A 23,018-nucleotide genomic window follows, 5' to 3' on the forward strand; every position below is an offset into this window, starting at 1 on the left:
ACGGAGAAACAGATGACGTCTCTTGAGACATGGACCCGGCGGTACGTGGCGCCGGTGGCGAAGGAGGCCGGCCTGACCCGCAAGGGCCTGGTGTACCGCCTGGCCGGGGAGAACGGCGACCACGCACTGCTGGAGTTCCGGCCCCAGCACCTCGACCCGGCGATGGAGGTGTTCACGGTCAAGGCGTTCATCGTGCCGGCCGCCTCCTGGGCGTGGAGCTACCGCAAGAGCTGGGAGTCCGCCAGGAAGAAGGCCCCGGACGCGTCGGCCGCCCTCGTGCAGTGGAGTGTGGCGGCACCGCAGCAGGTCGCCTACGAGCCCGACAACGTGAGCCCGCTCAACGCGGACTGGGCGTACGGCGGACGGATCGACCCCGATGCCGCCGGCCAGGCCATGGCCGAGGTCCTTCGGGAGCACACCCTTCCGACCATGCGGCGGCTGCTCGACCGTGACGAACTGTTCACGGAGATCTGCAGTCCCAGCTTCGAGTTCCACCGCGGCCGGCCGCCCGGCTGGGCCCGGATGATCCTCCGGGTCGACGAGGCCGCACCGGCCGAACTCGAGGAACTGGTCAGCCAGGTCGAGACGGGCTATCCGGTCGTCGACGAGTTCATCGCCTGGGCCCGGGCACGGGCCGCCGAACACAACGGGTGACCACAGCGAGCGCCCGGCCGGAACCCCGGCCGGGCGCTCGCTCCGTATCCGGCCATCCACCGAGGGGCGGGGCTTCCGCCGGCCCCGCCGGGCCCGTCGGGCGCGGGAAATCCGCTGGCGCGAGGCCCGTCGAACCTCGACCCTGGTCACCGTGCCAGAACCCAAGCGTCAGATCCGCGCTCTCCACACGGCCTCCACGGTGACCGTCTACCAGGCGTACGCGCCGGAGATCGGCCTGCCCGCCGCACGGGACGGTCGTTTCCCGGCGGCATGGAAGCGGGACCGGATGACGTGGATCAAACCGTCGTTCCTCTGGATGATGTACCGCTGCGGATGGGCGAGGAAGGAGGGACAGGAGACCGTCCTCGCGATCGAAATCACCCGCGAGGGCTTCGAATGGGCCCTGGAGAACAGCTGCCTGTCCCACTACGTGCCCGGTCTGCACCCCGAACGGGCGGCCTGGAAGCGCGAATTGAAGCGGTCCCCGGCGCGGGTGCAGTGGGATCCCGAACGCGATCTGCACCTACAGCCGCTGCCCCACCGCTCTCTTCAGCTCGGCCTTGCCGGCGAGGCCGCCGAGCGCTATGCGGACGAGTGGATCATCGCGATCGACGACGTCACCACGCTCGCGCACACGATCCACACCCATGTGCGGGGCAGGGACCTGGACGCTGCCCGGCAACTCCTTCCTGCCGAACGCCCCTACCCGTCGGGCGACACGCTGCTGACCCACCTGGGCGGCTGAACCAAAGGAAGGTGTAGGGCCATGTCTACCGATGCCGCCATCCTGGTAAGACGACCGCCCGGTCCCACTCTCACCACCCGGGAGATCACCGACGTCCTCGCGCTGATCACCGACCCGCTCACCGCTCCGTGGCGCCACGTCGTGGGCGCGGACGGGTCGAAGTTCCGGTTCCGGCTGAGCACCAGGACCGGTGACCTCCCCGGGCCCGCGTTCGACGGACCGTCCAGTGGTGGGGAGCGTGACTACGACTGCTTCATCCACGTGTCAATCCCTGATCTTGCGTGGGTATCCCCGGCTTCAGCCGGGGAGGGAAACGCATCCTTGGGCCGGAGGCGCGGAGCGCCGGAGTGACCGTGCACATTGTCAGTGGCCTGTGGCATGTTGATGACGGAAACCGAAAGGGGGGTGGGCCGGGTGATCCGCGCGTACAAGTTCCTCATGCGGCCCACCGTGGGCCAGGCACAGGCGCTCGCGCAGATGCTGCGGGATCACTGTTCCCTGTACAACGGGGCATTGCAGGAGCGCCGCGACGCCTACCGGCATGTCTCGAAGACGACCGTCCGGTACGGCGAGCAGTCGGCGCAGCTCAAGGAGATCCGGGCGTTCGACCCCGAGCGTCAGGGCCGCTGGTCGTTCAGCTCACAGCAGGCTACGCTCCGGCGGTTGGACAAGGCGTTCGCCGCGTTCTTCCGTCGGGTCAAGTCCGGTGACACACCCGGCTACCCCCGGTTCCGGGGCGTCAACCGGTTCGACACGGTCGACTTCCCGAAGGACGGCGACGGCTGCCGGTGGAACTCCACCCCGCACGACCCGGTCACCCGCGTCCGATTCCAAGGCGTGGGGCACGTCAGGGTCAACCGGCACCGTCCGGTGGCCGGCAAGGTGAAGACCGTCAGCGTCAAGCGTGAGGGCCGGCGCTGGTATGTGGTGCTGACCGTCGAGCAGGCCACGCCCGAGCCGCTGCCCGCGACGGGCAGCGCGGTCGGCATCGACATGGGCATCGCCAACTTCCTTGCCGACTCGGGCGGCGGGTTCGTCACCAACCCCCGCCACGGGGCCGAAGCCGCCGCGAGGCTCGAAGCCGCACAGCAGGCCCTCAGCCGGTGCAAGCGCCGCAGCAACCGCCGACGCAAGGCCGTCGAGAAGGTCGCCGGGCTGCACCGCAAGGTCCGCCGCCAACGCCTCGACCACGCCCACAAGACCGCCCTCGGTCTCGTCCGTGCGCACGACTTCATCGCGCACGAAGACCTCAAGATCCGCACCATGGTGCGCGCCCCCGCACCCAGGCCCGACCCCGACCGGCCCGGAGGCTTCCTGCCCAACGGCGCCGGCGCGAAGTCCGGGCTGAACAAGTCGATCAACGATGCCGGATGGGGGGTGTTCCTGACGATCCTCACCAGCAAGGCTGAAAGCGCCGGCAGGGAAGTGATCGCCGTGGACCCCCGCAACACCTCCCGCGCCTGCCCGCCCTGCGGACACATCGCCAAGGAGAACCGGCCCACCCAGAAGACCTTCCACTGCGTCGCCTGCGGCCACAAGGCCCACGCCGACACCGTGGGAGCCATCAACGTCCTACGGGCCGGGCTGGCCCGTCGCAACGCCCGGAAGGGTTAGCGAGAAGCCCCCGGCCTCCGGGGGAGGAGTCACCTACTGGACGACCGAGGACACCGACGACAGCGTCGGTTCCCTGCGGGCGTTCTGCCGATCCCTCGTCGCCGAGCTGCACACCGCGTGGCCGGAGGCGGAGTCGGTGTTCGACGTCGATGGCGCCTACAGCTACCGGGTTCTCCCGGAGGCGCAGGAGGCCGTGGTCGACCTGAGGCTGGGAAGCGAGGCTTCGCCTGCGGAGTCGGGCTTCTCCCTGGTCGAGGCGGCCAACCGCGCCGCCTCGGGCACCGGACTCGTCTTCACCGAGGACGAGCCCGGCCGGCACCTGGTACCGGCCGATGAGGCGGGCAACTCGGTGACCCAGACCATGGCCTTCCGGGCGGAGGAACTCCCCTTCGCCGCCGGGGCACGCTCCGGCGCCGCCCCGGTCGACGCCCGGCAGTTGGGCGAGTTCACCGAGCGCCTGCTCGCCGAACTCGCCCGGCACACCACTGGCGCCGACCTGGCCTGCTGGGTGAACGACCGGCTCTACCGCTACAAGGTGGAGCTGACGACGCCGCTCGACTGACCGGACGCGCACAGCGGGGCCCCGACCACACCCGTGGTCGGGGCCCCGCGCGTAAAAGGCGGTTGGGGGAATGCCGACCGGGCTGGTAGCTTTCAGTCGACCGTGACACCGCCCGAGGAGGTGAGACCCATGAACGCAGTATCGACGTGGGTGCTCCCCCTTGCGGTCACGGCCGGCGACTGACGTAGGTGTCGCCGGGAGCGCCTCGATCACCAGGCACTCCCGAAAGGCAACAGCCATGCGCTCTCTTCAGTTCACCTCCGAGTCGTCGTCGAACGGCATGATCGAGCGCGACTTCACCGTGGGCGACGTCCCCGGAGTTCTCTGGTCGCCGGCCTCCGGCGCCGATCGCGCGCCCCTGGTCCTGATGGGCCACGGCGGCGGCACCCACAAGAAGCACCCGTCCATGACGGGCCGCGCCGACCGCTTCGTGAACGGCTGCGGCTTCCACGTCGCCGTCATCGACGCGCCCGGTCACGGCGACCGGCCGCGCAGCGCGCAGGACGAGGCGGACATCGCCGAGCTGCGAAAGGCGCAGGCGGCGGGCGAGCCGCAAGGCCCGATCGTCGTGCCGTTCAACGCCCGCCTGGCGGAGCTCGCCGTGCCCGAGTGGCAGGCGACGCTGGACGCGCTCCAGCAGCTTCCGGAGATCGGCGCCGACGGGCCGGTGGGATACTGCGGCATCGCCATGGGCACCGCGCTCGGGCTGCCGCTGGTGGCGGCCGAACCCAGGATCAAGGCCGCGATCCTCGGCATGATGTGGCCTGATGCGTTGGTCGAGAAGGCGAAGCAGATCACCGTCCCGATCGAGTTCGTCCTCCAGTGGGACGACGAACTCATGCCGCGCGAGGCCTGCCTCGCGCTGTTCGACGCCTTCGCCTCCAAGGAGAAGACGCTGCACGCCAACGCGGGCAAGCACTTCGACCTGCCCAGGTTCGAGGCCGACAGCGCAGCCCGCTTCCTCGCCCGACACCTCGGCCGGACGGCGGTCGCCGCACAGGCGTGACCATCGAGCGCCCGGCCGGAACCCCGGCCGGGCGCTCGTTTCGTATCCGGTCAACCGCCGAGGGACGGGGCGCCACCCGACGCCCCGTCCCTCATGCCGCCGAAGTCCGGTCAGCCCTTGACGGTGAACTCGTCTTTCTGGATCGCGGCGATGAAGGAGTCCCATGCGGCGGCGGGGAAGACGAGGGCCGGGCCGTGCGGGTCCTTGGAGTCACGCACGGGGACGAGGCCGGGGAATCCGGGGGCCACTTCGATGCAGTCGCCGCCGTTGCCTCCGCTGTGGCTGCTCTTCCGCCAGACGGCTCTGGCGAGCTCGATCCGCATCATCCATGAACCCTTTCAGCATCCGGTCAACCGCCGAGGGGCAGGGCGCCACCCGACGCCCCGTCCCTCATGCCGCCGAAGTCCGGTCAGCCCTTGACCGGGAACTCGCCTTCCTGGATCGCGGCGATGAAGGAGTCCCATGCGGCGGCGGGGAAGACGAGGGCCGGGCCGTGCGGGTCCTTCGAGTCACGCACGGGGACGAGGCCGGGGAATCCGGGGGCCACTTCGATGCAGTCGCCGCCGTTGCCTCCGCTGTGGCTGCTCTTTCGCCAGACGGTCGTGTCGAGCTCGATCCTCGTCATCCATGAACCCTTTCAGCGCATCGGCGATCAGCGCAAGCGAGTCGGCTACTGGCAGTGCCGCCCCGTGAGCCAGATCATAGCTGCGGCGATGCGCCGCCACGATCGCCGGATCATCGCTGGCATGCCCGCGATCGAGGCTCTCGGAGTACACACAGGTCCGACCATCAGGCATCTCCAGCATCACCATGGACTTGTCGATGATGGCCTGTCGGCAACCGAATGGCGCGACCTGGATGATCACGTTCGGGAGTTCTGCGATAGCCAGCAGATGCTGCATCTGGCGTCGCATGACTCCAGGCCCGCCGAAGACAGTCCGAATGGCGCTCTCATCCAGAATCACCAGCAGAAGCGGCCCTTCCGGATCCAGGAATCGCGTCTGCCTCGCCAGTCGAGCCGCCGTTCGCTCCTCGATCACCTTTGGCTTCCCCGCCGCGTCGCTGACCGCGAAGACAGCCTCCGCATACTCACGGCATTGCAGCAGTCCATGCATGACCGCCAGTTGGAAGATCCGCGCGGCCACGGCCTCGGCTTCCATGTCGACGTGGGTCTGGAACCAGTCAGGGTGTTCAACTTCGGCGTTCCAGTCCACCCGGTCCCAGAGTCGCTTCAACGACCCGCCCGTATCGAGCAGCACGTCGACCTGCTCCACCATGTCCGGCGGCATGCGCCTCTGGCCGGACTCATACCTCGTGATGTTCGGCCTGGTGCAGTGCAGCAGTTTCGCCAACTGCTCCTGCGTGTAGCCGGCCATCTCCCGGTAGAACCGCAGCTCTTCGCCGAAGATCCGCGCCGAACTGGCCGTCACTTCGCTCTTGAGTCGCCGGTGTGCCATGCCCGACCGCCTGACGTACCGCGTGTGCCTGGTACCCGATTTCGGCCATCACCGTACCTCCGCGGGCCGATCATTGATACCGGAACGCGATCATCTGCATGCGCAGCGTGATTGCGCGCTCCATTCACGCTCCCCCTCCGCCCCCTCCGAGGTCCCCGCATGCTCACTGCCCGTCGCCCCCGCGCGTTCGTCGCGCGCCTCGACTCGCGGACCGAATCCACGCCCCTGGCCCGGTACTTGCTCCGGGCCTACCTCTCTGGCCTGTCCGCCGGGGAGCACTACTGCGACACCGCCGAGTTGCTCCTCGGCGAGCTGTTCGCCAACGCCGTCCAGCACTCCGACGCCCCCGCCGACCGCCACATCGAGATCCGCTTCGCCCTCACCGGCGACCGCCTGCGCCTCGAAGTCCACGACGCCGGCAGCGGCCGCCCGTCCCTCCGTACCGCTGCGCCGAACGACGAAAGCGGCCGCGGCCTGTTCCTCGTCAACGAACTCGCCGAACGCTGGGGCTGCGCCACCCGACCCGGCGGCATCGGCAAGTTCGTCTGGGCCCTCGTCGCCCCCGCCCCCACTCCCACCCTCGTCACCGCCTGAAAGCCCAACTCCTCATGCACCTCGCCACCCTGGCCCGCCACGCCCTCTCCCGCGGCACCACCCCCGCCGCCACCTACGCGCTCCTCACCCGCCGCACGCGCAAGCCCCTGCCCTCCGCCCGCGCCGTCTGCCTCGCCCTGACCATCCCCCTCGCCGAGACCACCCGCCGCCTCGACGACTGCTACGACGCCCTGCTCGCCAACCCTCGCCCGGGCTCCGAGACCGACACCGGCGAACTCCTCGAAGCCCTCGGCGTCTTCGACGTCCCCGCCTCCCTCGACGCCACCGGCCTCGCCGTCGTCGAGCTCTTCCTGGTCGCGATCGACGCCATGGGCGGCATCCGCGCCGGCCACCAGCACGGCCTCAGCCGCTGGTTCACCACCGGCAACCTCACCGCCGCCTACCTCTCCCTCGCCGCCGCCCGCCCCCTCCCCCGCACCGGCGACCCCACCCGCTACTGGACCGCTCTCATCACCGCCGGCGAACTCCTCACCACCACACCCAACCCCGACACCCGCATCAAGTACGCCCTCACCCACTGCCGCACCCAAGCCGCCACCCACCCCTGAACCCGCGCACAGGAAGTCGGCCCCACCGACTTCCCACGCACTCCCCGATGCGCGGGCCATCGGCCGGGTGAGCAGCGAGCCCCCAGAATGCCGCCGCAACCAGGCAGGCAGGCAGGCAGGCAGGCAGGCAGGCAGGTCAGTCTTGTGGCCTGACGACCACGCACCAAAAGTCGACCTCACCGACTTCCGGCGCACTCCCTCTCATCGGCCCAACCTCGCCTCTTCCTGCCGTTCACATGAACAGCGGGTCGGCCAGCCTACGGCCATGGGTAGCCCACTTGCTCGGGGTTGTCACCTCCGCAGAGTTCGGCGGTGGCCCGGGGATCGCCTGCGGTCAGCTGCGCTTCAAGGTGTTCGGCCTGGTCCGACGGGTCGTCTGCGGAGACCGGGAGGGTGATCAGGAACTGGGCCCAGGGCAGATCTGTATCGGCCCGGTCAGGGGGATGCCTCAGGAGGACGTGGATTTGATCGGGTTGCTCGCCCCTGGAGGCCCAGACGTCTTCCAACTCGCAGTCCCACCTGACGAGCCAGTCCTCGCGCCCCCTCAGCCCCGCCTCAAGCAGCCGCCTGACCACTGCTGCCGGCCACTCCCAACTACGGTCCTCTCCGGCTCGCAGGACCTCGGCCTCGTACTGACCCGCGGTGAACCGAAGCTCGGGCAGGTGGAAGTCCTGATTGGCCGGGTCGCGCCAGCCCGCCCAGACAACATGCTCCCCGTCACGCCTGACCGTCACGTACAGGGCGCCACAACACATCTCCACGCCGCACCCGGACCAAGCGAGACGAACCTCGTGGGGCGTCGCAGTGGCATGCAACGGCCCGTCCTGGCCCAACAGATACCGGGGGCCCACTCCGAGGTACCGGGAGCCTCCCACGCCACCGGGGAGGACGTCGGCCAGAAGGTCCCGGCCATTGACGATCGGGCGGACCTCGATGCCGCCCTCGCCGGGCGGTGGGCAGACGATGCTCAGGCTGAGAAGGTCTGGTCCTGTGGTCATCGGCCAATGATCGCGGAGCCGGCCGCAGCTGTCATGTGAATTCGCGCGGCCTCCGCTCAGGGCGATAAGGGGCTCCGATGGGGACGGGGCCAGGGGGCGGTGAACGGTCGACATCAACCCGCCAGGTTGCGGGGCGCCGGTAGGATCAGCGCTCCGATGGGGAACACGATGCGATCAGCAGGTCATGGTGGCGAGGGGCAGAAGTACGCTCTGACCTCGGATGAGGACGACGCCGACTTCTGGGGCTTTGCCCATGAGGCCGACGGGTTGTTCACGCCGCTGCCGCAGGAGGAGGGAGCACGGCGAGTGCACCTCACGGGTTGCCTCCCGCAGGGCGGCCTCCTCAAGAGCCTTGACCACGTCGGCAGTCGTCGTGCCATGGCGGGTAACGCCTGGTTCGACGTCCTTGATGCCGACGGTGCCACTATGGGGTCCTACTTCGTCGGAGAGGTCACCGTCGTCGACGTCCGGCCCTCCCCCCGCGGAGCCGGCCTCGTCGACCTCACCGTGACGCTGTGGTGCAAGAACGCCCTGCCCGGGGCGGACGGCATGTGGGACCTGATCCGCATGGGCCGTCTGAACCGCACCGGTATGTGGCACGACCTGGACCGTGAGGGCAGACGAGCGTGGCTGTCGGTGGCGCTGTGGTCCCGTCAGTACCGACGGCAGAGGACGGTCGACACTCCCGCCGGCGGAGTGTTCACGCTGGACGGTCGGTACATCGTTGACGTGGACAGCTTCTACTGCGCGATGGGCGAGGCCGTCAACGGTCCTGGCGGATACTTCGGTTGGAACCTTGATGCTCTCGACGACTGCTTGCGCGGTGGCTGGGGTGCCGCCCCTCCGTTCACGCTGCGGTGGGAGTCCTCGGCCGCGGCCAGGGCGGCGTTGGCCGAGCGCATGCCCACCAGCGACGGCGAGACATCGCTGTTCGACCTGATTGTGGAGATCTTCGAGGGACGAGGTATCAGCGTAGTCCGGCGGTGACGGCTGGTCGCTCGCGAGCGTCGTCGGGCGGCGTCCCGAATTTGCCGTCAACTACACTCGGTTCACAGCGTGTGGCGATGTCGCCCACCCGTTGGAGGGGCAGTGAGGTGGCAGCAGTGATCTACCGCAACCCGGAGAACGTGCACCAGCCGGTCGCGGGCTACACCCATCAGATCGAGGTCCGCGAACCGGCGCGATGGCTGGTGCTGTCCGGTCAGATCGGGATGCGGCCGGACGGATCGGTGCCCGCGGACCCGGTCGAGCAGATCGAGGTCGCCCTGGAGAACCTGCGGCGCAATCTCGACGCGGCCGGCATGGGGGTGCGCGACATCGTGAAGCTGACCTTCCTGCTGGTCGGGGAGATCGAGCCGGTCCGGCGGCGCGCAGCCTTCGACAGCTGGCTGGGCGACCACAAGCCGGCCATGACGCTGTTCTACGTCTCCCAGCTCGCCTCACCGGCTCTGGCCGTCGAGATCGACGCGTGGGCCTGCCGGCACGACGGGGATTCCTGACGACGGCGCCCGACCGCCGCCACGGCCGGGCGGCGGGCAGGTCCGTCCCGCCCGGCCCCCGCGCGCTGCACGCGGCGGCCGGCGGCGTGGGACACGTCGCCGTGCAGATCGCCAAGGCGCGCGGCGCGTACGTCATCGGCACGGCGTCCGCCGCCAAGCACGACTTCGTCCGGGGCCTGGGGGCGGACGAGGTCATCGACTACCGCACCGCCGACTTCGTGAAGGAGGCCCGCGACATCGACGTGGTCCTCGACCCGCTCGGCGGGGAGGACCGGCTGCGCTCCCTGGAGACGCTCCGGCCCGGCGGCGTCCTGGTGTCGATCCTGCCCCAGGGCCTCGACGGACTGGCCGAACGCGCCGCCGAGCTGGGCGTGACGGCGAAGACCTTGCTGGTCGAGCACGACCAGGCGGGCATGGCCGCGATCGCCTCGCTCGCCGAGTCCGGGCGGTTGCGCGTGCACGTCTCCGGCACCTACCCGCTCGCCGAGGCCGCCCGGGCCCACGCCGAGGGCGAGACGGGCCGGGTCACGGGAAAGCTGGTGCTCACCGTCCGCCCGTAACGGCATTCAGCGGTGCGGATCCGATCCGGATCCGCACCGCTGCCGCAGCGTCGATGGCCCCGCGGGCCACTAGGTGACGATGAATGCGAGATCACCAGACGCAGGGAACGGCTTCGAACCATTCACCTCGACCTTTCCCTTGGTCGTACCGGAACTGGCCCCCGGTGTCGGATAGGCCATGAGGGTGATGGCCAGGCGGTTGGTGTCCGCCGACACCGTGTTCAGGCTCGTGGTCACGGCTATGGTCAGCTTGTTGCCCTGGATCGTCGGGGTGACCGTAGTGATCCCGCTGACGACTAGATTCCTCTTGTCGTCGTACCAGTAGTAGTTGGCCCAGGGCTGCCAGATCCAGTTGTCCCCGGCCGTGAACGTGTAGGCCGCCGTCTGCGGCGCCACGATTCCGCCCGGAGGGGTCGTTGCGGTCAGCGAAACAGTGAAAACGTGGAACCCTTGACTGCCGGAAGAACCGATGGGGGCACTTTCCTGCGCGACCGTCACCACTGTCGCCGGCTCTGTTTTTTCGAAGGCCCTCGCTTCCTCATACGCCAGTGTGCCTGTCGGTTGTGCGGGCATCATGGAGATCAACCTGCCTTCCCGTGATGGATTTCCAGTCGAACGGAGGGCAATCACCTACCGTAACAACCTGGTTACGAAGCCCCTTCATCAGGTTCGCACACATGGGTTGTATACGCACCCCACCCCTGGGAGGAGCCCCGCATGCGATCAATCCGTGCCCCTCCTACGATGATCAATGGAGGACACGAACCAGATGGTCACCTACCCCTACGCCTTCCACATCGCCCTGGACGGGAACGGCATGAACGGCCTGGAGGGCGCGGCCGGCGTCTGCGTCTTCCGCTACAACCCGGACAGCGGAGAGTACGCGTACCGGGTGCAGTACTACGACGGTGTGGCCGGCGGCCATGCGGTCAGCGTCACCCCGGACCACAAGTTCGGGTTCCTCGGCAACGCCGGGCAGCAACTCCTCTTCTACGACGTCCAGTCGCTGGACGAGAGCGAGCGGGTCTCCGCCCTGCGCTTCGAACCCCCGGACGCGGCCATCAAGAGCAGCACCCACATGGTGTGGCTGGACGGCACCCACGGGATCACCGCGATCGGTGACGGTCTGTGGCTGTTGGACCTGGACCGCCCCACCGAGGCGCAGCGCATCGGCGACCACCGACTCAAGCTGCCGCACGCCATGAAGCGCACCGCCTCCGGCCGGTACATCGTCTACGGCGGTATGGACCACCCGGGCCGGGGCGAAGCGGCCGAGGTCGGCATCTTCGACCTGGAGAAGCGCGTCGCCCGCCGGGTGGGCCTGCCGACGACCTGCTGGCACGTGGCCTGCCACCCGAGCGACGACCGGTTCTACGCGCTCTCCTTCCGGGTGCTGCCGCAGGAGGGCCGGGACTGGCACGAGTGGGCCATGGCCTACTTCAAGGAGTACGTGTACGAGATCGACGCCGAGACCGGGCAGATCCTGCGCCACTGGGCCTGCGGACAGAGCGTCCCCGCGCACATCAACTCGGACGTCTGCGTCTCGGACCGCGAGCTGATCTACTGCAACGGCGGCAGCGGCACCATCGTCATGATCGACCTCGCCGACTTCGCCTCGTACCGCGTGATTGACGAACGCCCTTGCCTGGCCGCCCAGTTGCGCTCCGCCCGGCAGGCGGCGCGGCAGGTCACCGACGCCTTCACCCGGGGCTCGCCCGGCCCGAGCAGCAAGCACTTCGTCGGCGCCCTGCGGGTCACCCGCGGCACGCTCATCGACGGGATCTACGCCTGCCAGCTCTCCGCCGACCAGTCCCTGCTGTTCACCGCCAACCGGGGGCTCAACACGATCACCGTGTACGACTACCCGGCCAACACCGTGCGGCTGCGGGTCGAGATGCCGGAGCTGCGCACCCACCTGCCCGAGCTGCCCGTCTGGACCGATCCCCGCCTGGGGTTCCACCACAGCACGCTGCTGAGCCCGCAGCCGGCCCGTACCGGAAACCCGACCTGAGGAGTGGCCATGAGCCCCGAGACCCCCGAACAGCTGAACGACGAACTCCGAGCGGGCTGGGAACACCTCCGGTCCACCGCGGCCACGATCGCCGAGCTCCAGACCACGATGTGGGGCGACTGGGCGGAGCTGACGGCCGGGGTGGCCACCGGCAGGCTCGCCTGGGGGAAGGTCTACAGCGAGTACTGCAGGTTCGTCGCCGACGAGGACCTGAGGTTCGCCCTGGAGCTGAGCGGGCTCGGCATCGACTACGCCCGGCGGATGGCGGAGGTCACCCGGGAGCACCAGCAGCGCCTGCGGGACCACCTCGGCAGGACCGCGTGGGGAGACGTCGACGCCACGGACGGTGACGACACCGGCGACGACGACGGGACGGACGGGAAACCCCCCGGTTCGCCCGGCCCCGGGAGGCCGAAGAAGTGAGGGTCAGCGCGGCGCCGGGCCGCCGTCCTCCAGCGGGCGGGGAAGCAGCTCCCGCGCGCTCGTCACCTCCGGATGCGGCCGCAGCCCGGACCTGACCCGGTCCGACAGGTGCGGGCTGGTCACCAGCCAGCCGAGCGCCTCGACCAGCGCCTGCCGCGCGGGCCTCGGCCGGTAGCCGAGGTCCGCCGCCTTGTCGTGCCGGTACCAGTAGAAACGCCCCATCGTCCGGGCCTCCGCCCGGGTGGTCGCCGGGGCCCGTGCGGTCAGCACCGCGCGGATCTCCCCCAGCGTCGCCGCCAGGTACGCGCCTGTGTGACTGGCGGTGGCCCATGGCCCACGGGTACCGCACAGCTCGGAGACGGTCTGGTGGATGGTCCGCCAGGCCCAGTTCTCACCACCGAGCAGGTAGCGCTCCCCGGGCAGGCCCCGCTCGGCGAGCAGCACGTGGCCGGCCGCGACGTCCCGGACGGAGACGATGTTGCAGCCGCCCGGATAGGTGGTGCGCAGCGAGTCGGCCAGGTACCGGGTGATCAGCGCGTTGCTGGGCACCAGCCGCCAGTCGGGGCCGCCGACCACGATGGTCGGGCAGGCCGCCACCACCTCCAGGCCGAGTTCGGCGCCCAGGGCGAAGGCCGTCCGTTCCTGCTCCAGTTTGGTGACGAAGTAGTCCGGCAGGTACTCCTCTCCGGGCGTCCACTGCTCGTCCCGGGCCACCGGGCCGCCCGACGAGCCGCAGGTGATGGACGACGAGGTCACCACCACCCGCCGGACCCCCGCCTCCGCCGCCGCCCGCAGCACCTCGCAGGTGCCCTCCACGTTGGCCCTGGCCAGTTCCTCCCGGTCGGTGTCCCAGTAGGCGAACAGGGCGGCGCAGTGGAACACCGTGTCGCAGCCCTCGAACGCGGACCGCAGGCTGAGCGGGTCGCGCAGGTCGGCGTTGACCAGGGGCACGTCCAGGCCGTGCAGCTGCCGCAGGTCGCTGCTGCGGCGCACCAGTGCCCGCACCTCGTGACCGGCGGCGTGCAGCGTACGCACCACCTGGGACCCGACGAGCCCGCTGGCACCGGTCACGCCCGCCCTCACGGGGTCCGCCTCGACCGCCGGTCCCGGGCCGCGGCCTCGCGCAGTCCCTGCCAGAAGCCGGCCACCGCCGGGCGCAGCGACTCGCGGAACTCCTCCAGCAGGGGGGAGCGGGTCGGGAGGTCGCCGGGCGCGACGTGCCAGAAGCCGTCCGGCCCCAGCCGCCCCGGCGGTGTCGGCACGGTCAGGGTCTGCGAGGCGACGGTCCGCAGCATCCGGGCGGCCTCGGTCAGCCGCTGGGTGGGCAGCTCGGATGCCTCCAGGTCGTCGGACTCCTCCCAGGGCCGGCCGATCCGGTAGGGACGCCCCTCGTACTGCGCCTCGAAGTTGTCGAGGGTGCGGGTGAAGAAGCGCTGGTAGGAGTCCTGCACCAGCGGGTCCCTGAGCTTGGGCCGGGTGTCGGGGCGGATCACCTGCCAGGTCAGCGGCAGGGTGAAGCGCTGGCGCACCCGGATCACGATCCGGGTCCGGACGCCGCCGTCCGCCGGGAGGAAGGTCACCGAGCCGTCGTCGTACTCGGCGGACCCGTTCGGGCTGCTGACCGTCCGCCAGGAGATCCGCTGCCGCTGTTCCCCGTAGTCCACCGACTCCAGCTTGCAGACGTCGATGGGCGGACCGCCGTAGTACGCCAGGTAGTTCGGCTGCGCCAGGTACAGGTTGCGTTCGATCTGGCGGACGGGCCGCCCCTGGGCGTCACGGGACACCACGTGGACCCGTCCGCCGAGGTAGTCGGTCATGTAGCTGATGGACCGGCTGATGTCGACCCGCCGCACGAACTCCCGGTACGGCGCGTTGACGGTGCGTTCGCAGCCGAACAGGATCGAGTGGCCCACGTGCTGCCACCGCATCTGCCAGGCGTCCGCGGGCAGCGCGTCGATCACCGTCTCCAGCGGCCGCAGGAGGTCGGTGATCCGGTCGTAGTCCTCGTGGGTGTAGGCGTCCGGGTCGACCGCGAGGGAGACGTCCCGGCGCCGGAGGTCGTCCTTGGCGTTCCCGGTCCGCCAGGCGCGGACGGTGGAGGAGGCCGACGCCGCCGCGCCGACCACCGCGCACAGGGCGGCGGCGGCCGCCGGGTTCGCGTCCGCGGCGCGGATCAGCGAGGTGAGGAGTCGGGAGAGCCGGGCGAGGGCCGGGTCGGTGACCGCCGTGCCCGGGGCGACGTGCCAGGCGGCGACGCTGAACAGCCGGTGGGCCCGCCCGTCGGGAGCGAGTCGGCGCACCGCCTCGACCAGCGATCTCGGCGGGTTGCGCCAGCCCTGGTAGGGCGTCAGGTCGCCGTCGATCCGGTAGGCGTCCGGCAGGCCCCGGTCGCTGAGCACCCGCGCGTTGAGCGGCGACGAGACGGGGTCGACGCCCATGAGCAGCGCGCCGACCATGTCCGCCAGCACGCCGTCCGGCGCGGCGATCACCGTCTCCGTCCGCAGGGGCCTGCCGACGTGCGATCCGGCGCAGCCGTGGCTGCTCACCACGGCGTCGATGAGGTGGAAGTCCGGCGGGTGGGAGCGCAGCAGGTCCACGACGACTTCGGCGCCGTCCCGTCGGGCGCGGTAGTGGTGGTGCTTGTCGTCCTGCGGGAGCACGCCGAACAGGTTGGCCAGGCACAGGGCGTAGCCGAACTCCGGGTGGGTGCTGTTCTTCGCGATGTTGATCCGGAAGCCCGCGTCCAGCCAGCTGCGCGCCAGGCCGCTGCCGTGCAGCACGGAGGAGTCGGGGAACCCGGCCGGCCCGACTTCCTCCGACAGGTCCACGACGCGGTAGGCGTTGCCCTGCGGGGTGCGCCCGCCGTAGCCGAGGCGGCGGCAGGCTTCGGGGAGTCCGGGGCCGGCCAGCCAGGTGTCCGGGCCGCAGCGGGCGGCGCCGACGGTGGCGTCGCGGTAGCCGCGGTCGTGCAGCAGGTCGATCAGGTGCTCCACCAGGGCGGCGCTGACCGCGGTCACCGGGTCGCCGTACGCGGAGGTGCCCGGTGTCAACAGCACCGCGACCGCCCCCGGGTCGCCGTGCGCCCGCTCGGCGAGCCGCTCCCAGAGCCCGGCCCGGGCGACCGCCTCCGCCAGCAGGTCGGCGGCGGAGAGCGGCCGGACCCGGGTGGAGCGGGCCACGGCGGCGACGACGGTCACATCTCCCCCAACGGCGGCGGACGGTCTTCCTGCGCACGGTCGAACCGTCGCCGATTCACCGGAAAGCATCCCAAAGAGGTTCACAGGGATGCTACTGGCCGGCGGTCGGATGCGGGGTGGGACACGCACTCGTGTCCCGGGCCGGCCGTCGCCGGCGGACGGCGTGCGCGCGGCGGGAAACCGAACAGACCGGGGCACAGTCGGACCGAATCGGGCGGGATGGGACGATACCTGCCATGCCAAGCACGTTTCCCCTGGTCCGGGGCACCGAAGCCCCGCCCGACCCGCTCCGCCGCCTGCTGCTCGAACTGGGCGAAGCCCTGCTGGGCGGTGGCCTGCCCGTCCATGACGTCGAGGAGGAACTCCGCGGACTGGGGCGGGCGTTGGGGGCTCCGGACGTGCGGGTCGCCGCGCTGACCAACGGGCTGTTCGTCGCACTGGGGGCGGACGAGGCCACCCGGTTCCAGCCGGTCGGCACCGCCCTGCGGTTCGAGCAGACGGCCGACGTCCTCCACCTGGTGCACCGGCTGCGGGCGGGCGAGCTCGACGGGCCACGGGCGCTCGCCGAGCTGGAGGGAATCCGGCGGGCACCGGCCCGCCGGCCCGCGTGGGTGGCGGACCTCGGGGCGCTGCCGGTCGGGGTGGGGGTCTGCCTCTTCCTGCAGCCGGCGGCGGCGAACGTGCTGGCGGCCGGGCTCGGCTCGCTGATCGTCGTGGGGCTGACCGTGCTCGCCCGGCGGCTGCCGTACCTGCGTCCGCTGCTTCCCGTCACGGCCGGGTTCCTGGTCGCGCTGCTGGTCCTCCTGCTCGCCCGGGCCTCGCTGCTGGACGGCCCGCTGCGGACCATCGTGGCCACGCTGGCGATCCTGCTGCCGGGCGGGCTGCTCGTCACCGGGCTGTCGGAGATCGCCGCGGGTGCGGCCAGCGCGGGTACGGCCCGGCTGGTGTCCGGCGCGGTGCAGCTGGCGCTGTTCCTCGCCGGGGTGGCCGCGGCCGCGACCGCGGCCGGCATGCCGGCCACCGCGCTGGCCGACGTGCAGGTCGCCAGGCCGAGCTGGTGGGTGATCGGGCTGGGGCTGGCGCTCGCGGTCTTCGGGGTGGTGGTCAACGTGAACACCCCGCCCTCGGCCGTCCCGTGGATCGTCGTGGTGATCGCGGTGAGCGTCACGGTCCAGGTGGTGGTGGGGTCGACGCACGGCGCGGCGATCGGTGGCCTGGCCGGCGCGGTCACCGCCGCGGCCACGGCCACGCTGGTGCACTGGCTGCCGGGCGGTCCGCTCTGGCAGGTGCTCTACCTCCCGGCGTTCTGGATCGTGGTGCCGGGCTCCTTCGGCCTGCTGAACACCGCGCAGATCGAGGTCGGCAACGGCGCGCAGTCCGTGCTGACGGCCGTGTCGGCGGTGTTCGGGGTGTCGATCGGCACTCTGATCGGCGCGGTGATCAGTCGGATACCCCGCCCCTCCCGCACCGTCCTGCTGCCCCGGGCCTGAGCCCGGGGCAGCGGAGGTACGCCCCGGCCGGGCGGGCCGGTCACGGGTGGCGCAGGGCCTCGGTGAGGCGGTGGGCCGCCTCGACGACGGCCTGGGCGAGGTGGGCGCCGGGGTGGCGGGTGAGCCGTTCGATCGGACCGGAGACCGAGACGGCGGCCACGACCCGGTTGGACTGGCCGCGCACCGGCGCGGAGACGGAGGCGACCCCGAGCTCGCGCTCGCCGACGGACTGGGCCCAGCCGCGGCGCCGTACGCCGCTCAGGGCGGTGGCGGTGAACCGGGCGCCCTGCAGGCCGCGGTGGAGGCGCTCGGGCTCCTCCCAGGCGAGCAGGACCTGGGCGGCGGAGCCGACCTTCATGGGCAGGGTGATCCCCACCGGAACCGTGTCGCGCAGGCCGGTGAGGCGTTCGGCGGCGGCCACGCAGATCCGGACCTCGCCCTGCCGGCGGTAGAGCTGGGCGCTCTCGCCGGAGACGTCCCGGAGCTGGGTGAGGACCGATCCGGCCGCGGCCAGCAGCCGGTCCTCGCCGGCGGCCGCCGCGAGCTCGCCGAGCCGGGGGCCGAGCATGAACCGGCCCTGCATGTCCCTGCTGACCAGGCGGTGGTGCTCAAGGGCGACGGCCAGCCGGTGGGCGGTGGGCCGCGCCATGCCGGTGGCGGCGACGAGGCCGCCCAGGGTGGCGGGACCGGCCTCCAGGACGCCGAGGATCGAGGTGACCTTGTCGAGCACGCCGACGCCGCTCGTGTTCTCCATGGGTGGGGTACTCCAGTCTCAAGGCCCGGGAGCAGCGGGTGGGCGCTGCTCACGGCGGCTCCTGGCGGGGAGCCGGGGGGTGGTCAGCGAGGACGGGCCGCAGAAGTCGGCCGATTGCCTGCGCCGGGCACGAGACGGGTACGCGAAAGCGCCGGGGCGGGAAGCGCCCGGGCGAAGGACAGCACAGAGAGCACCGTGTCTCCTCATCTTTCCCGCGCCACAGTGGCGACAGGCCGGAGTTGGCACTGATCCCGGACGGCACGGCGCGTACTTCGGACGCCGGGTCGACCGGGGAGTTGCCGGGGCTTCGTAGGGCCGGTCCCTCCACCCCTCTGGATGATTCGCCTGGAACCATACAAGATTCCCCGGGCTGGTCGCCAAGCCCCCACCCACGCCTGCGGCCGCTCAGCGGTGGCGCGGCTCCGACAGGCCGGTGCACCGGGCCGGGTCCGGGCTGCCGGGGGCGGTCGTGTCCCAGGCTCGCAGGGCGGCGAGGGCGGCGGCGCGTTCGGCCGCCGTCGGCCGGGTGCCCTCCGGGCCGAGCAGGTAGTCGGCGACCGGGGTGAGCAGCAGGCCGGCGTCGCCGGCCGGCAGCAGCAGGGCCTCGTCCCACTGGTGCCGGATGACGGTGCGGCGCAGCAGGGTGCCGTGGCGGGGCCGGAGCGGGCGGGCGAGGGTCCGGCGGCGGCGCAGTTCGGGCGCGACCTCGGCCTCCAGGACGGTGCGCACGTCCCGCAGGGAGCCCAGCGGCACGTGCTCGGCGGCGAGGTCGAGAAGGGCCGCGGCCTCCGGGGCGAGCCGGTAGGCGGCGACCACCGCGGCGGTCTCGACGGGTTCGAAGGGCTGCCCGGCGAGGTGGGCCACGTCGATCACGTCGCCCGCGAGGAAGGCGCGCCCGAGCCCTTCCTCGGCGAGGGCGATCAGGCACTCCACGTGGTCGTCGGCGGCCAGGTAGGGGCGGACCGGGACGGTGGCGAGGTCGCCGGTGAGCGCGGCGGTCGCGACCCGCACCTCGTACCACGGGTCGAGCAGCGGGTCCTCGGCCGGCCAGCGCAGGGTGACGGCGGTGTGCCGGGGCCGCTCGCCGAGCAGGGTGACCTCCACGGACTCCACCGGGTGGTCGGTGACCAGCCGGTTGACGGCCTGCCAGAGCGTGGCCTCGGTGGGGCTGACGAGGCTGAGCCCGCCCAGCGGCCGGGGCAGGTCGGGCGGGTAGTAGCCGGCCAGCGGCAGGTCGCGGATCGGGCGGACCCCGGTGGCGTCGGCGAGCTCGCGGGCGACCCTGGCGTAACAGTCGGCCCGGTCGCGGGCGCGCCGCAGCTCGGCCCGGGCGTGCTCGCCCATCCGGACGCCGTCCCGGGCGAGCGCGGCGAGCACCAGGTACGGGAGGTGGCGGTCGCCGCGGGCACGGTGGAGCAGTTCGACCGGTCCGGCGACCGGGTCGACGTCGAGCAGCCGGTGGAGCAGGTCGGTGTTCATGGGCGTCCGCCTCCGAGAGCCGTGGTGGTCGCCCGGACGGCGGCCGGGCGGCCGGGGACGTGGCGGGTCCGACGGTTGGTGCCGGGCCGACTGCGGGCGCCACACCACCGATTGTGGTGACGGCCGATCAACACCGGATCACCGCCGGGTCGACGATCCCTCGACATCCCACCGGGTGCCGTGGGTTGATAGGGGCTCATCAATTCGGGGGGCGGCACGTGCGCGGGCGGGGGCGAGCACATGAGGCGGGCAGGTGCAGGAATGGATGATTTCCGGTTCTCGGTCCTGGGTCTGATGCGGGCGCAGCGCGGGGTGACCGTGCTGAAGGTGGGCAGCCCCCAGCAGCAGGCCATGCTGGCGGTGCTGCTGCTCCGGCCCGGACACGGTGCGAGTGCCACCGATCTGATCGACGCCCTGTGGGGTGAGGAGCCGCCGGGCACCGCGATGACGACGGTGCGCACCTACGCCTGGCGGTGGCGCAAGATCCTGCACGGCGAGGAGCCGGACGCGCCGACCGTGCTGACCTCGGTCGGGGACGGCTACCGGCTGGTGCTGCCCAAGCACGCGGTGGACGCGGCGCAGGCGGAGGAGCTGGCCGCACAGGCCGAGCGCACGGCGGCCGCCGGAGAGCCGCAGCAGGCGCGCGACCTGCTGAACCGGGCGCTGGAGTTGTGGCAGGGCGAGCCGCTGGCCGGCATCCCCGGTCCGTTCGCGCAGCGGCAGCGCCAGCGGCTCCAGGAACTGCGGCTGACCCTGCTGGAGGAGCGGATCGCCCTGGACCTGGCGCTGGGGCGCTACTCCCGGTGCATTCCGGAGCTGACCTCGCTGACCACCGAACACCCGCTGCACGAACGGGCGTACGGGCTGCTGATGCGCGCGCTGTACCAGGCCGGGCGGCAGGCGGACGCGCTGGCGGTGTTCCGGGGCGCGCGTCAGCTGTTCCTGGCCGAACTGGGGGTGGCGCCCGGCGCGGAGCTGGACCTGCTGCACCAGCGGATCCTGGAGGGCGACCCGTCGCTCGCCGCCCCGACGCCGTCCGTCGCGCTCCTCGCCGGCAGTGCGGAGCCCGCCGCGCCCGGGGTCGAGTCGCCGGACCCGCCCGCCGGACCGACGGTGCCGGAGGTACCCGCCACCGCCCCGGCCGGGGCCGCCGCACCGACCCCGAGACCGGCCCAGCTTCCGCCCGACGCGGCCGACTTCACCGGCAGAACGGTGCTGGTGGAGCGGCTGGGCGGGGCCCTCGGCGCGCCGGGCCAGCAGGCGCTGGTGATCGCGACCGTGGTCGGCATGGGCGGGGTCGGCAAGACCGCGCTGGCCCTGCACGTCGCCCACCGGGTCCGCGAGGCCTACCCGGACGGGCAGCTCTACGTCGACCTGCGGGGCGCCGACGCCACCCCGGCCGATCCGGAGGCGGTCCTCAGCGGCTTCCTGGTCGCGCTCGGCGTGCCGGCCGACGCGGTGCCGGACGGGCTGGACGCCCGCTCGGCGCTGTTCCGCTCGGTGGTGGACGGCCGGCGGCTGCTGCTGGTGCTCGACAACGTCCACGACACCGCGCAGATCAGACCGCTGCTGCCGGGCGCGGTCGGCTGCGCCGTCCTCACCACCAGCCGCACCCGGCTGTCCGGCCTGCCCGCGACCGTCCAGGCCGACCTCGGCGTCTTCGAACCCGAGGAGGCGCTCGAACTGCTGGGCCGCACCATCGGCGCCGAGCGGCTGGCCGCCGAGGCGGGGGCCGCCCGGGAGCTGCTGCTCGTCTGCGGCCACCTCCCGCTCGCGGTCCGGATCGTGGCGGCCCGACTGGCCGCCCGGCCGAGCTGGACGGTGCAGACGCTGGGCCGCCGGCTGGCGGTCGAGCGCCGGCGGATCGACGAGCTGCGCATCGGCGACCTGGAGGTGGCGGCCGCCTTCGAACTGAGCTACCGCCAGTTGACGCCCGCCCAGGCCCGCGCGTTCCGGCTGGCCGCCTCGGTGGACGGCCCGGACCTCGGGTTGCAGGCCGCGGCCGCCCTGCTGGACCTGGACGAGTACGACGCCGAGGACCTGCTGGAGGCCCTGGTGGACGTGGCGATGATGGAGTCGCCCTTCCCCGGCCGCTACCGCTTCCACGACCTGTTGCGCGCGTTCGCCCGGCGCCGTCCGGACGATCCCGGCGCGGCCGTGGCGGCCCGCGACCGGATGCTGGACCACCTGCTGGCCACCGCGTGCACGGCCTTCCAGCACGCCGTTCCCGGGGATCCGGCGGCCGGTGCGCTCGGGCCGGCGCGCAGCGCGGGCGTCCCCCTGGACGGCCCGGACGGGGCGCGGGCCTGGGCCGAGGCGGAGGGCTCCGGGGCGATCGCGCTGGCCGCGCAGGTGGCGGGCTGGACGGTCACGGACGACGACGCCACCGCCCCTTCGGCCCCGGCCGACGGTGCGGCGCCGGAGCCGCTGCGCGCCGCGATCGACCTGCTGATCGCGCTCACCCCGTTCCTCCTCGCCCCGCCCAGCCGCCAGCTGGCCACCACCGCGGAGGCCCTGGCCGCGGCCGCGGCCCGTCGCGCCGACCACCGGGCAGCTGGTCGGGCGCACTTCCTGCGCGGCAACGTCGCCCTGGCCGCCACCCGCCTGGAGGAGGCGGAGGCGGCCTCCCGGCTGGCGGTGGCCGCCTCCCGCTCGGCGGGCGACACGGTGATCCTGCGCCAGGCGCTGAACGACCTCGGCCTGGTCTGCCAGTTCCTCAGCCGTTACGACGAGGCCGTCGGGCACTACGACGAGGCGCTGTCGCTGGCCCGCGAACTCGGCCACCGCTCCGGGGCGCTGGTGACGACGGTCAACGCCGCGCTGGCCCGGGTGCGCAGCGGGCGGGCCGCCGAGGCGGTACCGATCTGCCACGAGGTGCTGGCCGAGCTGCGGACCCGGCACGACGATCCGGGCCGGGCGTACACGCTGTACGTGCTGGGGCTGGCGCTGCACGGGCTGGAGCGGCACGAGGAGGCGGTCACCTGGTTCGGCGAGTGCCTGGCGGTGGCCTCGGCGGCCGGTCTGCGGGCCCGGGCCGCGCACGCCCGCTACCGGATGGCGGACAGTCTGCGGTCGCTGGGCCGGACGGACGAGGCCCTGGAGCACGCCGGGCAGGCGCTGGAGCTGTGCGAGGAGCTGGGTGCCGAGCGGGACCAGGGCCACGCGCTGGTGGTGCTGGGCCGGACACTGGCCGACCTCGGGCGCGAGGCCGAGGCGTACGGCCGGCTGCGGGAGGCCCATCGGATCTTCCTCCGGCTGGGGCTGCCGGAGGCCCGGGAGGTGGCGGGGCTGCTGCCCCGGGGGGAGGGTTCGGCCGCCGAGGCCCCGTCGCTCCCGGATGGGTGGCGGGCGGCTGACCGGTTGTCCTCGGGCTGCTGAGGAATCGATCCTGCTGCCGGTTCCGGTG

23 protein-coding genes and 1 riboswitch are annotated in these 23,018 nt (G+C 72.1%); of the genes, 14 read left to right on the forward strand and 9 right to left on the reverse strand.

Annotated features, from left to right (window positions below; genetic code table 11):
• Positions 1–12: 12 nt before the first annotated feature.
• The 5 genes from ACIRRH_RS10920 (at position 13) to ACIRRH_RS10940 (ending at position 4,581) form a co-directional block, all read left to right on the forward strand.
• Positions 13–654 carry a hypothetical protein gene (locus tag ACIRRH_RS10920; RefSeq protein ID WP_403064895.1) on the forward strand — a complete coding sequence of 214 codons (642 nt, stop codon included), beginning with the start codon at positions 13–15 and terminating at the stop codon, positions 652–654.
• Between the two features lie 151 nt (positions 655–805).
• Positions 806–1,399, forward strand: coding sequence for a DUF4291 domain-containing protein (locus ACIRRH_RS10925; protein WP_403064898.1), 594 nt, complete (start codon positions 806–808; stop codon positions 1,397–1,399).
• Between the two features lie 414 nt (positions 1,400–1,813).
• Entirely contained in the window at positions 1,814–3,013 is a 1,200-nt protein-coding gene (locus ACIRRH_RS10930) for an RNA-guided endonuclease InsQ/TnpB family protein (protein ID WP_403064901.1), read from the forward strand.
• Between the two features lie 136 nt (positions 3,014–3,149).
• On the forward strand, positions 3,150–3,575 hold the full coding sequence (locus ACIRRH_RS10935) for a hypothetical protein (RefSeq protein WP_403064904.1): 426 nt from the start codon (positions 3,150–3,152) through the stop codon (positions 3,573–3,575).
• Between the two features lie 238 nt (positions 3,576–3,813).
• Positions 3,814–4,581, forward strand: a complete 768-nt coding sequence (locus ACIRRH_RS10940; protein WP_403064907.1) for an alpha/beta hydrolase — start codon at positions 3,814–3,816, stop codon at positions 4,579–4,581.
• A gap of 110 nt (positions 4,582–4,691) precedes the next feature.
• Here the strand turns inward: ACIRRH_RS10940 and ACIRRH_RS10945 are convergent, their stop codons facing one another.
• The 3 genes from ACIRRH_RS10945 to ACIRRH_RS10955 form a co-directional block, all read right to left on the reverse strand.
• Positions 4,692–4,907, reverse strand: a complete 216-nt coding sequence (locus ACIRRH_RS10945; RefSeq protein WP_403064910.1) for a DUF397 domain-containing protein — start codon at positions 4,905–4,907, stop codon at positions 4,692–4,694.
• Between the two features lie 83 nt (positions 4,908–4,990).
• Positions 4,991–5,128 carry a DUF397 domain-containing protein gene (locus ACIRRH_RS10950; protein WP_403064913.1) on the reverse strand — a complete coding sequence of 46 codons (138 nt, stop codon included), beginning with the start codon at positions 5,126–5,128 and terminating at the stop codon, positions 4,991–4,993.
• Positions 5,091–6,038: a helix-turn-helix domain-containing protein gene (locus ACIRRH_RS10955; protein WP_403064916.1), complete on the reverse strand. Its 948-nt coding sequence runs from the start codon at positions 6,036–6,038 to the stop codon at positions 5,091–5,093. The genes ACIRRH_RS10950 and ACIRRH_RS10955 overlap by 38 nt, the downstream gene beginning before the upstream one ends.
• Positions 6,039–6,197: 159 nt before the next feature.
• Between ACIRRH_RS10955 and ACIRRH_RS10960 the strand changes: the two genes are divergently transcribed.
• Entirely contained in the window at positions 6,198–6,632 is a 435-nt protein-coding gene (locus ACIRRH_RS10960) for an ATP-binding protein (RefSeq protein WP_403064919.1), read from the forward strand.
• Positions 6,633–6,646: 14 nt separating this feature from the next.
• Entirely contained in the window at positions 6,647–7,201 is a 555-nt protein-coding gene (locus tag ACIRRH_RS10965; protein WP_403064921.1) for a hypothetical protein, read from the forward strand.
• Positions 7,202–7,458: 257 nt separating this feature from the next.
• Here ACIRRH_RS10965 and ACIRRH_RS10970 read toward each other — a convergent pair whose 3' ends face one another.
• Positions 7,459–8,199, reverse strand: coding sequence for a hypothetical protein (locus ACIRRH_RS10970; RefSeq protein WP_403064924.1), 741 nt, complete (start codon positions 8,197–8,199; stop codon positions 7,459–7,461).
• A gap of 156 nt (positions 8,200–8,355) precedes the next feature.
• Between ACIRRH_RS10970 and ACIRRH_RS10975 the strand changes: the two genes are divergently transcribed.
• The 3 genes from ACIRRH_RS10975 (at position 8,356) to ACIRRH_RS10985 (ending at position 10,258) form a co-directional block, all read left to right on the forward strand.
• Positions 8,356–9,186, forward strand: coding sequence for a barstar family protein (locus ACIRRH_RS10975; RefSeq protein WP_403064927.1), 831 nt, complete (start codon positions 8,356–8,358; stop codon positions 9,184–9,186).
• Positions 9,187–9,293: 107 nt separating this feature from the next.
• Positions 9,294–9,698 carry a RidA family protein gene (locus tag ACIRRH_RS10980; protein WP_403064930.1) on the forward strand — a complete coding sequence of 135 codons (405 nt, stop codon included), beginning with the start codon at positions 9,294–9,296 and terminating at the stop codon, positions 9,696–9,698.
• Positions 9,668–10,258, forward strand: coding sequence for a zinc-binding dehydrogenase (locus ACIRRH_RS10985; RefSeq protein WP_403064932.1), 591 nt, complete (start codon positions 9,668–9,670; stop codon positions 10,256–10,258). Before ACIRRH_RS10980 ends, ACIRRH_RS10985 begins: the two co-directional genes overlap by 31 nt.
• 69 nt (positions 10,259–10,327) lie before the next feature.
• Here the strand turns inward: ACIRRH_RS10985 and ACIRRH_RS10990 are convergent, their stop codons facing one another.
• Positions 10,328–10,843 carry a hypothetical protein gene (locus ACIRRH_RS10990; protein ID WP_403064935.1) on the reverse strand — a complete coding sequence of 172 codons (516 nt, stop codon included), beginning with the start codon at positions 10,841–10,843 and terminating at the stop codon, positions 10,328–10,330.
• Positions 10,844–11,009: 166 nt separating this feature from the next.
• Between ACIRRH_RS10990 and ACIRRH_RS10995 the strand changes: the two genes are divergently transcribed.
• Both ACIRRH_RS10995 and ACIRRH_RS11000 read left to right on the forward strand, forming a co-directional pair.
• Positions 11,010–12,269 carry a hypothetical protein gene (locus ACIRRH_RS10995; protein ID WP_403064938.1) on the forward strand — a complete coding sequence of 420 codons (1,260 nt, stop codon included), beginning with the start codon at positions 11,010–11,012 and terminating at the stop codon, positions 12,267–12,269.
• Positions 12,270–12,278: 9 nt separating this feature from the next.
• The gene (locus tag ACIRRH_RS11000) at positions 12,279–12,692 is read left to right on the forward strand and encodes a hypothetical protein (protein WP_403064941.1); all 414 of its coding nucleotides are present in this window, start codon (positions 12,279–12,281) and stop codon (positions 12,690–12,692) included.
• A 3-nt stretch (positions 12,693–12,695) separates the two neighbouring features.
• On the opposite strand, the gene ACIRRH_RS11005 is transcribed toward ACIRRH_RS11000, so the two are convergent.
• Together ACIRRH_RS11005 and ACIRRH_RS11010 are read right to left on the reverse strand one after the other, a co-directional pair.
• Positions 12,696–13,763 carry an NAD-dependent epimerase/dehydratase family protein gene (locus ACIRRH_RS11005; protein WP_403064944.1) on the reverse strand — a complete coding sequence of 356 codons (1,068 nt, stop codon included), beginning with the start codon at positions 13,761–13,763 and terminating at the stop codon, positions 12,696–12,698.
• Positions 13,764–13,771: 8 nt separating this feature from the next.
• On the reverse strand, positions 13,772–15,889 hold the full coding sequence (locus tag ACIRRH_RS11010; protein ID WP_403064947.1) for a DUF362 domain-containing protein: 2,118 nt from the start codon (positions 15,887–15,889) through the stop codon (positions 13,772–13,774).
• A gap of 236 nt (positions 15,890–16,125) precedes the next feature.
• Here ACIRRH_RS11010 and ACIRRH_RS11015 point away from each other — a divergent pair, with 236 nt between their 5' ends.
• Positions 16,126–17,379, forward strand: coding sequence for a threonine/serine exporter family protein (locus ACIRRH_RS11015; RefSeq protein WP_403064950.1), 1,254 nt, complete (start codon positions 16,126–16,128; stop codon positions 17,377–17,379).
• Between the two features lie 40 nt (positions 17,380–17,419).
• Here the strand turns inward: ACIRRH_RS11015 and ACIRRH_RS11020 are convergent, their stop codons facing one another.
• The gene (locus tag ACIRRH_RS11020) at positions 17,420–18,133 is read right to left on the reverse strand and encodes an IclR family transcriptional regulator (RefSeq protein ID WP_403064953.1); all 714 of its coding nucleotides are present in this window, start codon (positions 18,131–18,133) and stop codon (positions 17,420–17,422) included.
• A 200-nt stretch (positions 18,134–18,333) separates the two neighbouring features.
• A riboswitch (SAM riboswitch) is annotated at positions 18,334–18,476 on the reverse strand.
• A gap of 62 nt (positions 18,477–18,538) precedes the next feature.
• On the reverse strand, positions 18,539–19,612 hold the full coding sequence (locus tag ACIRRH_RS11025) for a hypothetical protein (RefSeq protein ID WP_403064956.1): 1,074 nt from the start codon (positions 19,610–19,612) through the stop codon (positions 18,539–18,541).
• A gap of 261 nt (positions 19,613–19,873) precedes the next feature.
• On the opposite strand from ACIRRH_RS11025, the gene ACIRRH_RS11030 reads away from it, so the two are divergent.
• On the forward strand, positions 19,874–22,990 hold the full coding sequence (locus ACIRRH_RS11030; protein ID WP_403064959.1) for an AfsR/SARP family transcriptional regulator: 3,117 nt from the start codon (positions 19,874–19,876) through the stop codon (positions 22,988–22,990).
• The last annotated feature ends 28 nt before the right edge of the window (positions 22,991–23,018 follow it).

The sequence above is a fragment of the Kitasatospora sp. NPDC101235 genome (assembly GCF_044767505.1).
In the GTDB taxonomy this organism is placed as follows: Bacteria; Actinomycetota; Actinomycetes; order Streptomycetales; family Streptomycetaceae; genus Kitasatospora.

What these genes read in the sequence shown, in the direction of transcription:
- ACIRRH_RS10920 (WP_403064895.1), top strand. Translation starts at nt 13, where the DNA reads ATGACGTCTCTTGAGACATGGACCCGGCGGTACGTGGCGCCGGTGGCG.
- ACIRRH_RS10940 (WP_403064907.1), top strand. Translation starts at nt 3,814, where the DNA reads ATGCGCTCTCTTCAGTTCACCTCCGAGTCGTCGTCGAACGGCATGATC.
- ACIRRH_RS10945 (WP_403064910.1), bottom strand. Translation starts at nt 4,907, where the DNA reads ATGATGCGGATCGAGCTCGCCAGAGCCGTCTGGCGGAAGAGCAGCCAC.
- ACIRRH_RS10955 (WP_403064916.1), bottom strand. Translation starts at nt 6,038, where the DNA reads ATGGCACACCGGCGACTCAAGAGCGAAGTGACGGCCAGTTCGGCGCGG.
- ACIRRH_RS10960 (WP_403064919.1), top strand. Translation starts at nt 6,198, where the DNA reads ATGCTCACTGCCCGTCGCCCCCGCGCGTTCGTCGCGCGCCTCGACTCG.
- ACIRRH_RS10965 (WP_403064921.1), top strand. Translation starts at nt 6,647, where the DNA reads ATGCACCTCGCCACCCTGGCCCGCCACGCCCTCTCCCGCGGCACCACC.
- ACIRRH_RS10970 (WP_403064924.1), bottom strand. Translation starts at nt 8,199, where the DNA reads ATGACCACAGGACCAGACCTTCTCAGCCTGAGCATCGTCTGCCCACCG.
- ACIRRH_RS10975 (WP_403064927.1), top strand. Translation starts at nt 8,356, where the DNA reads ATGGGGAACACGATGCGATCAGCAGGTCATGGTGGCGAGGGGCAGAAG.
- ACIRRH_RS10995 (WP_403064938.1), top strand. Translation starts at nt 11,010, where the DNA reads ATGGAGGACACGAACCAGATGGTCACCTACCCCTACGCCTTCCACATC.
- ACIRRH_RS11000 (WP_403064941.1), top strand. Translation starts at nt 12,279, where the DNA reads ATGAGCCCCGAGACCCCCGAACAGCTGAACGACGAACTCCGAGCGGGC.
- ACIRRH_RS11015 (WP_403064950.1), top strand. Translation starts at nt 16,126, where the DNA reads ATGCCAAGCACGTTTCCCCTGGTCCGGGGCACCGAAGCCCCGCCCGAC.
- ACIRRH_RS11020 (WP_403064953.1), bottom strand. Translation starts at nt 18,133, where the DNA reads ATGGAGAACACGAGCGGCGTCGGCGTGCTCGACAAGGTCACCTCGATC.
- ACIRRH_RS11025 (WP_403064956.1), bottom strand. Translation starts at nt 19,612, where the DNA reads ATGAACACCGACCTGCTCCACCGGCTGCTCGACGTCGACCCGGTCGCC.
- ACIRRH_RS11030 (WP_403064959.1), top strand. Translation starts at nt 19,874, where the DNA reads ATGGATGATTTCCGGTTCTCGGTCCTGGGTCTGATGCGGGCGCAGCGC.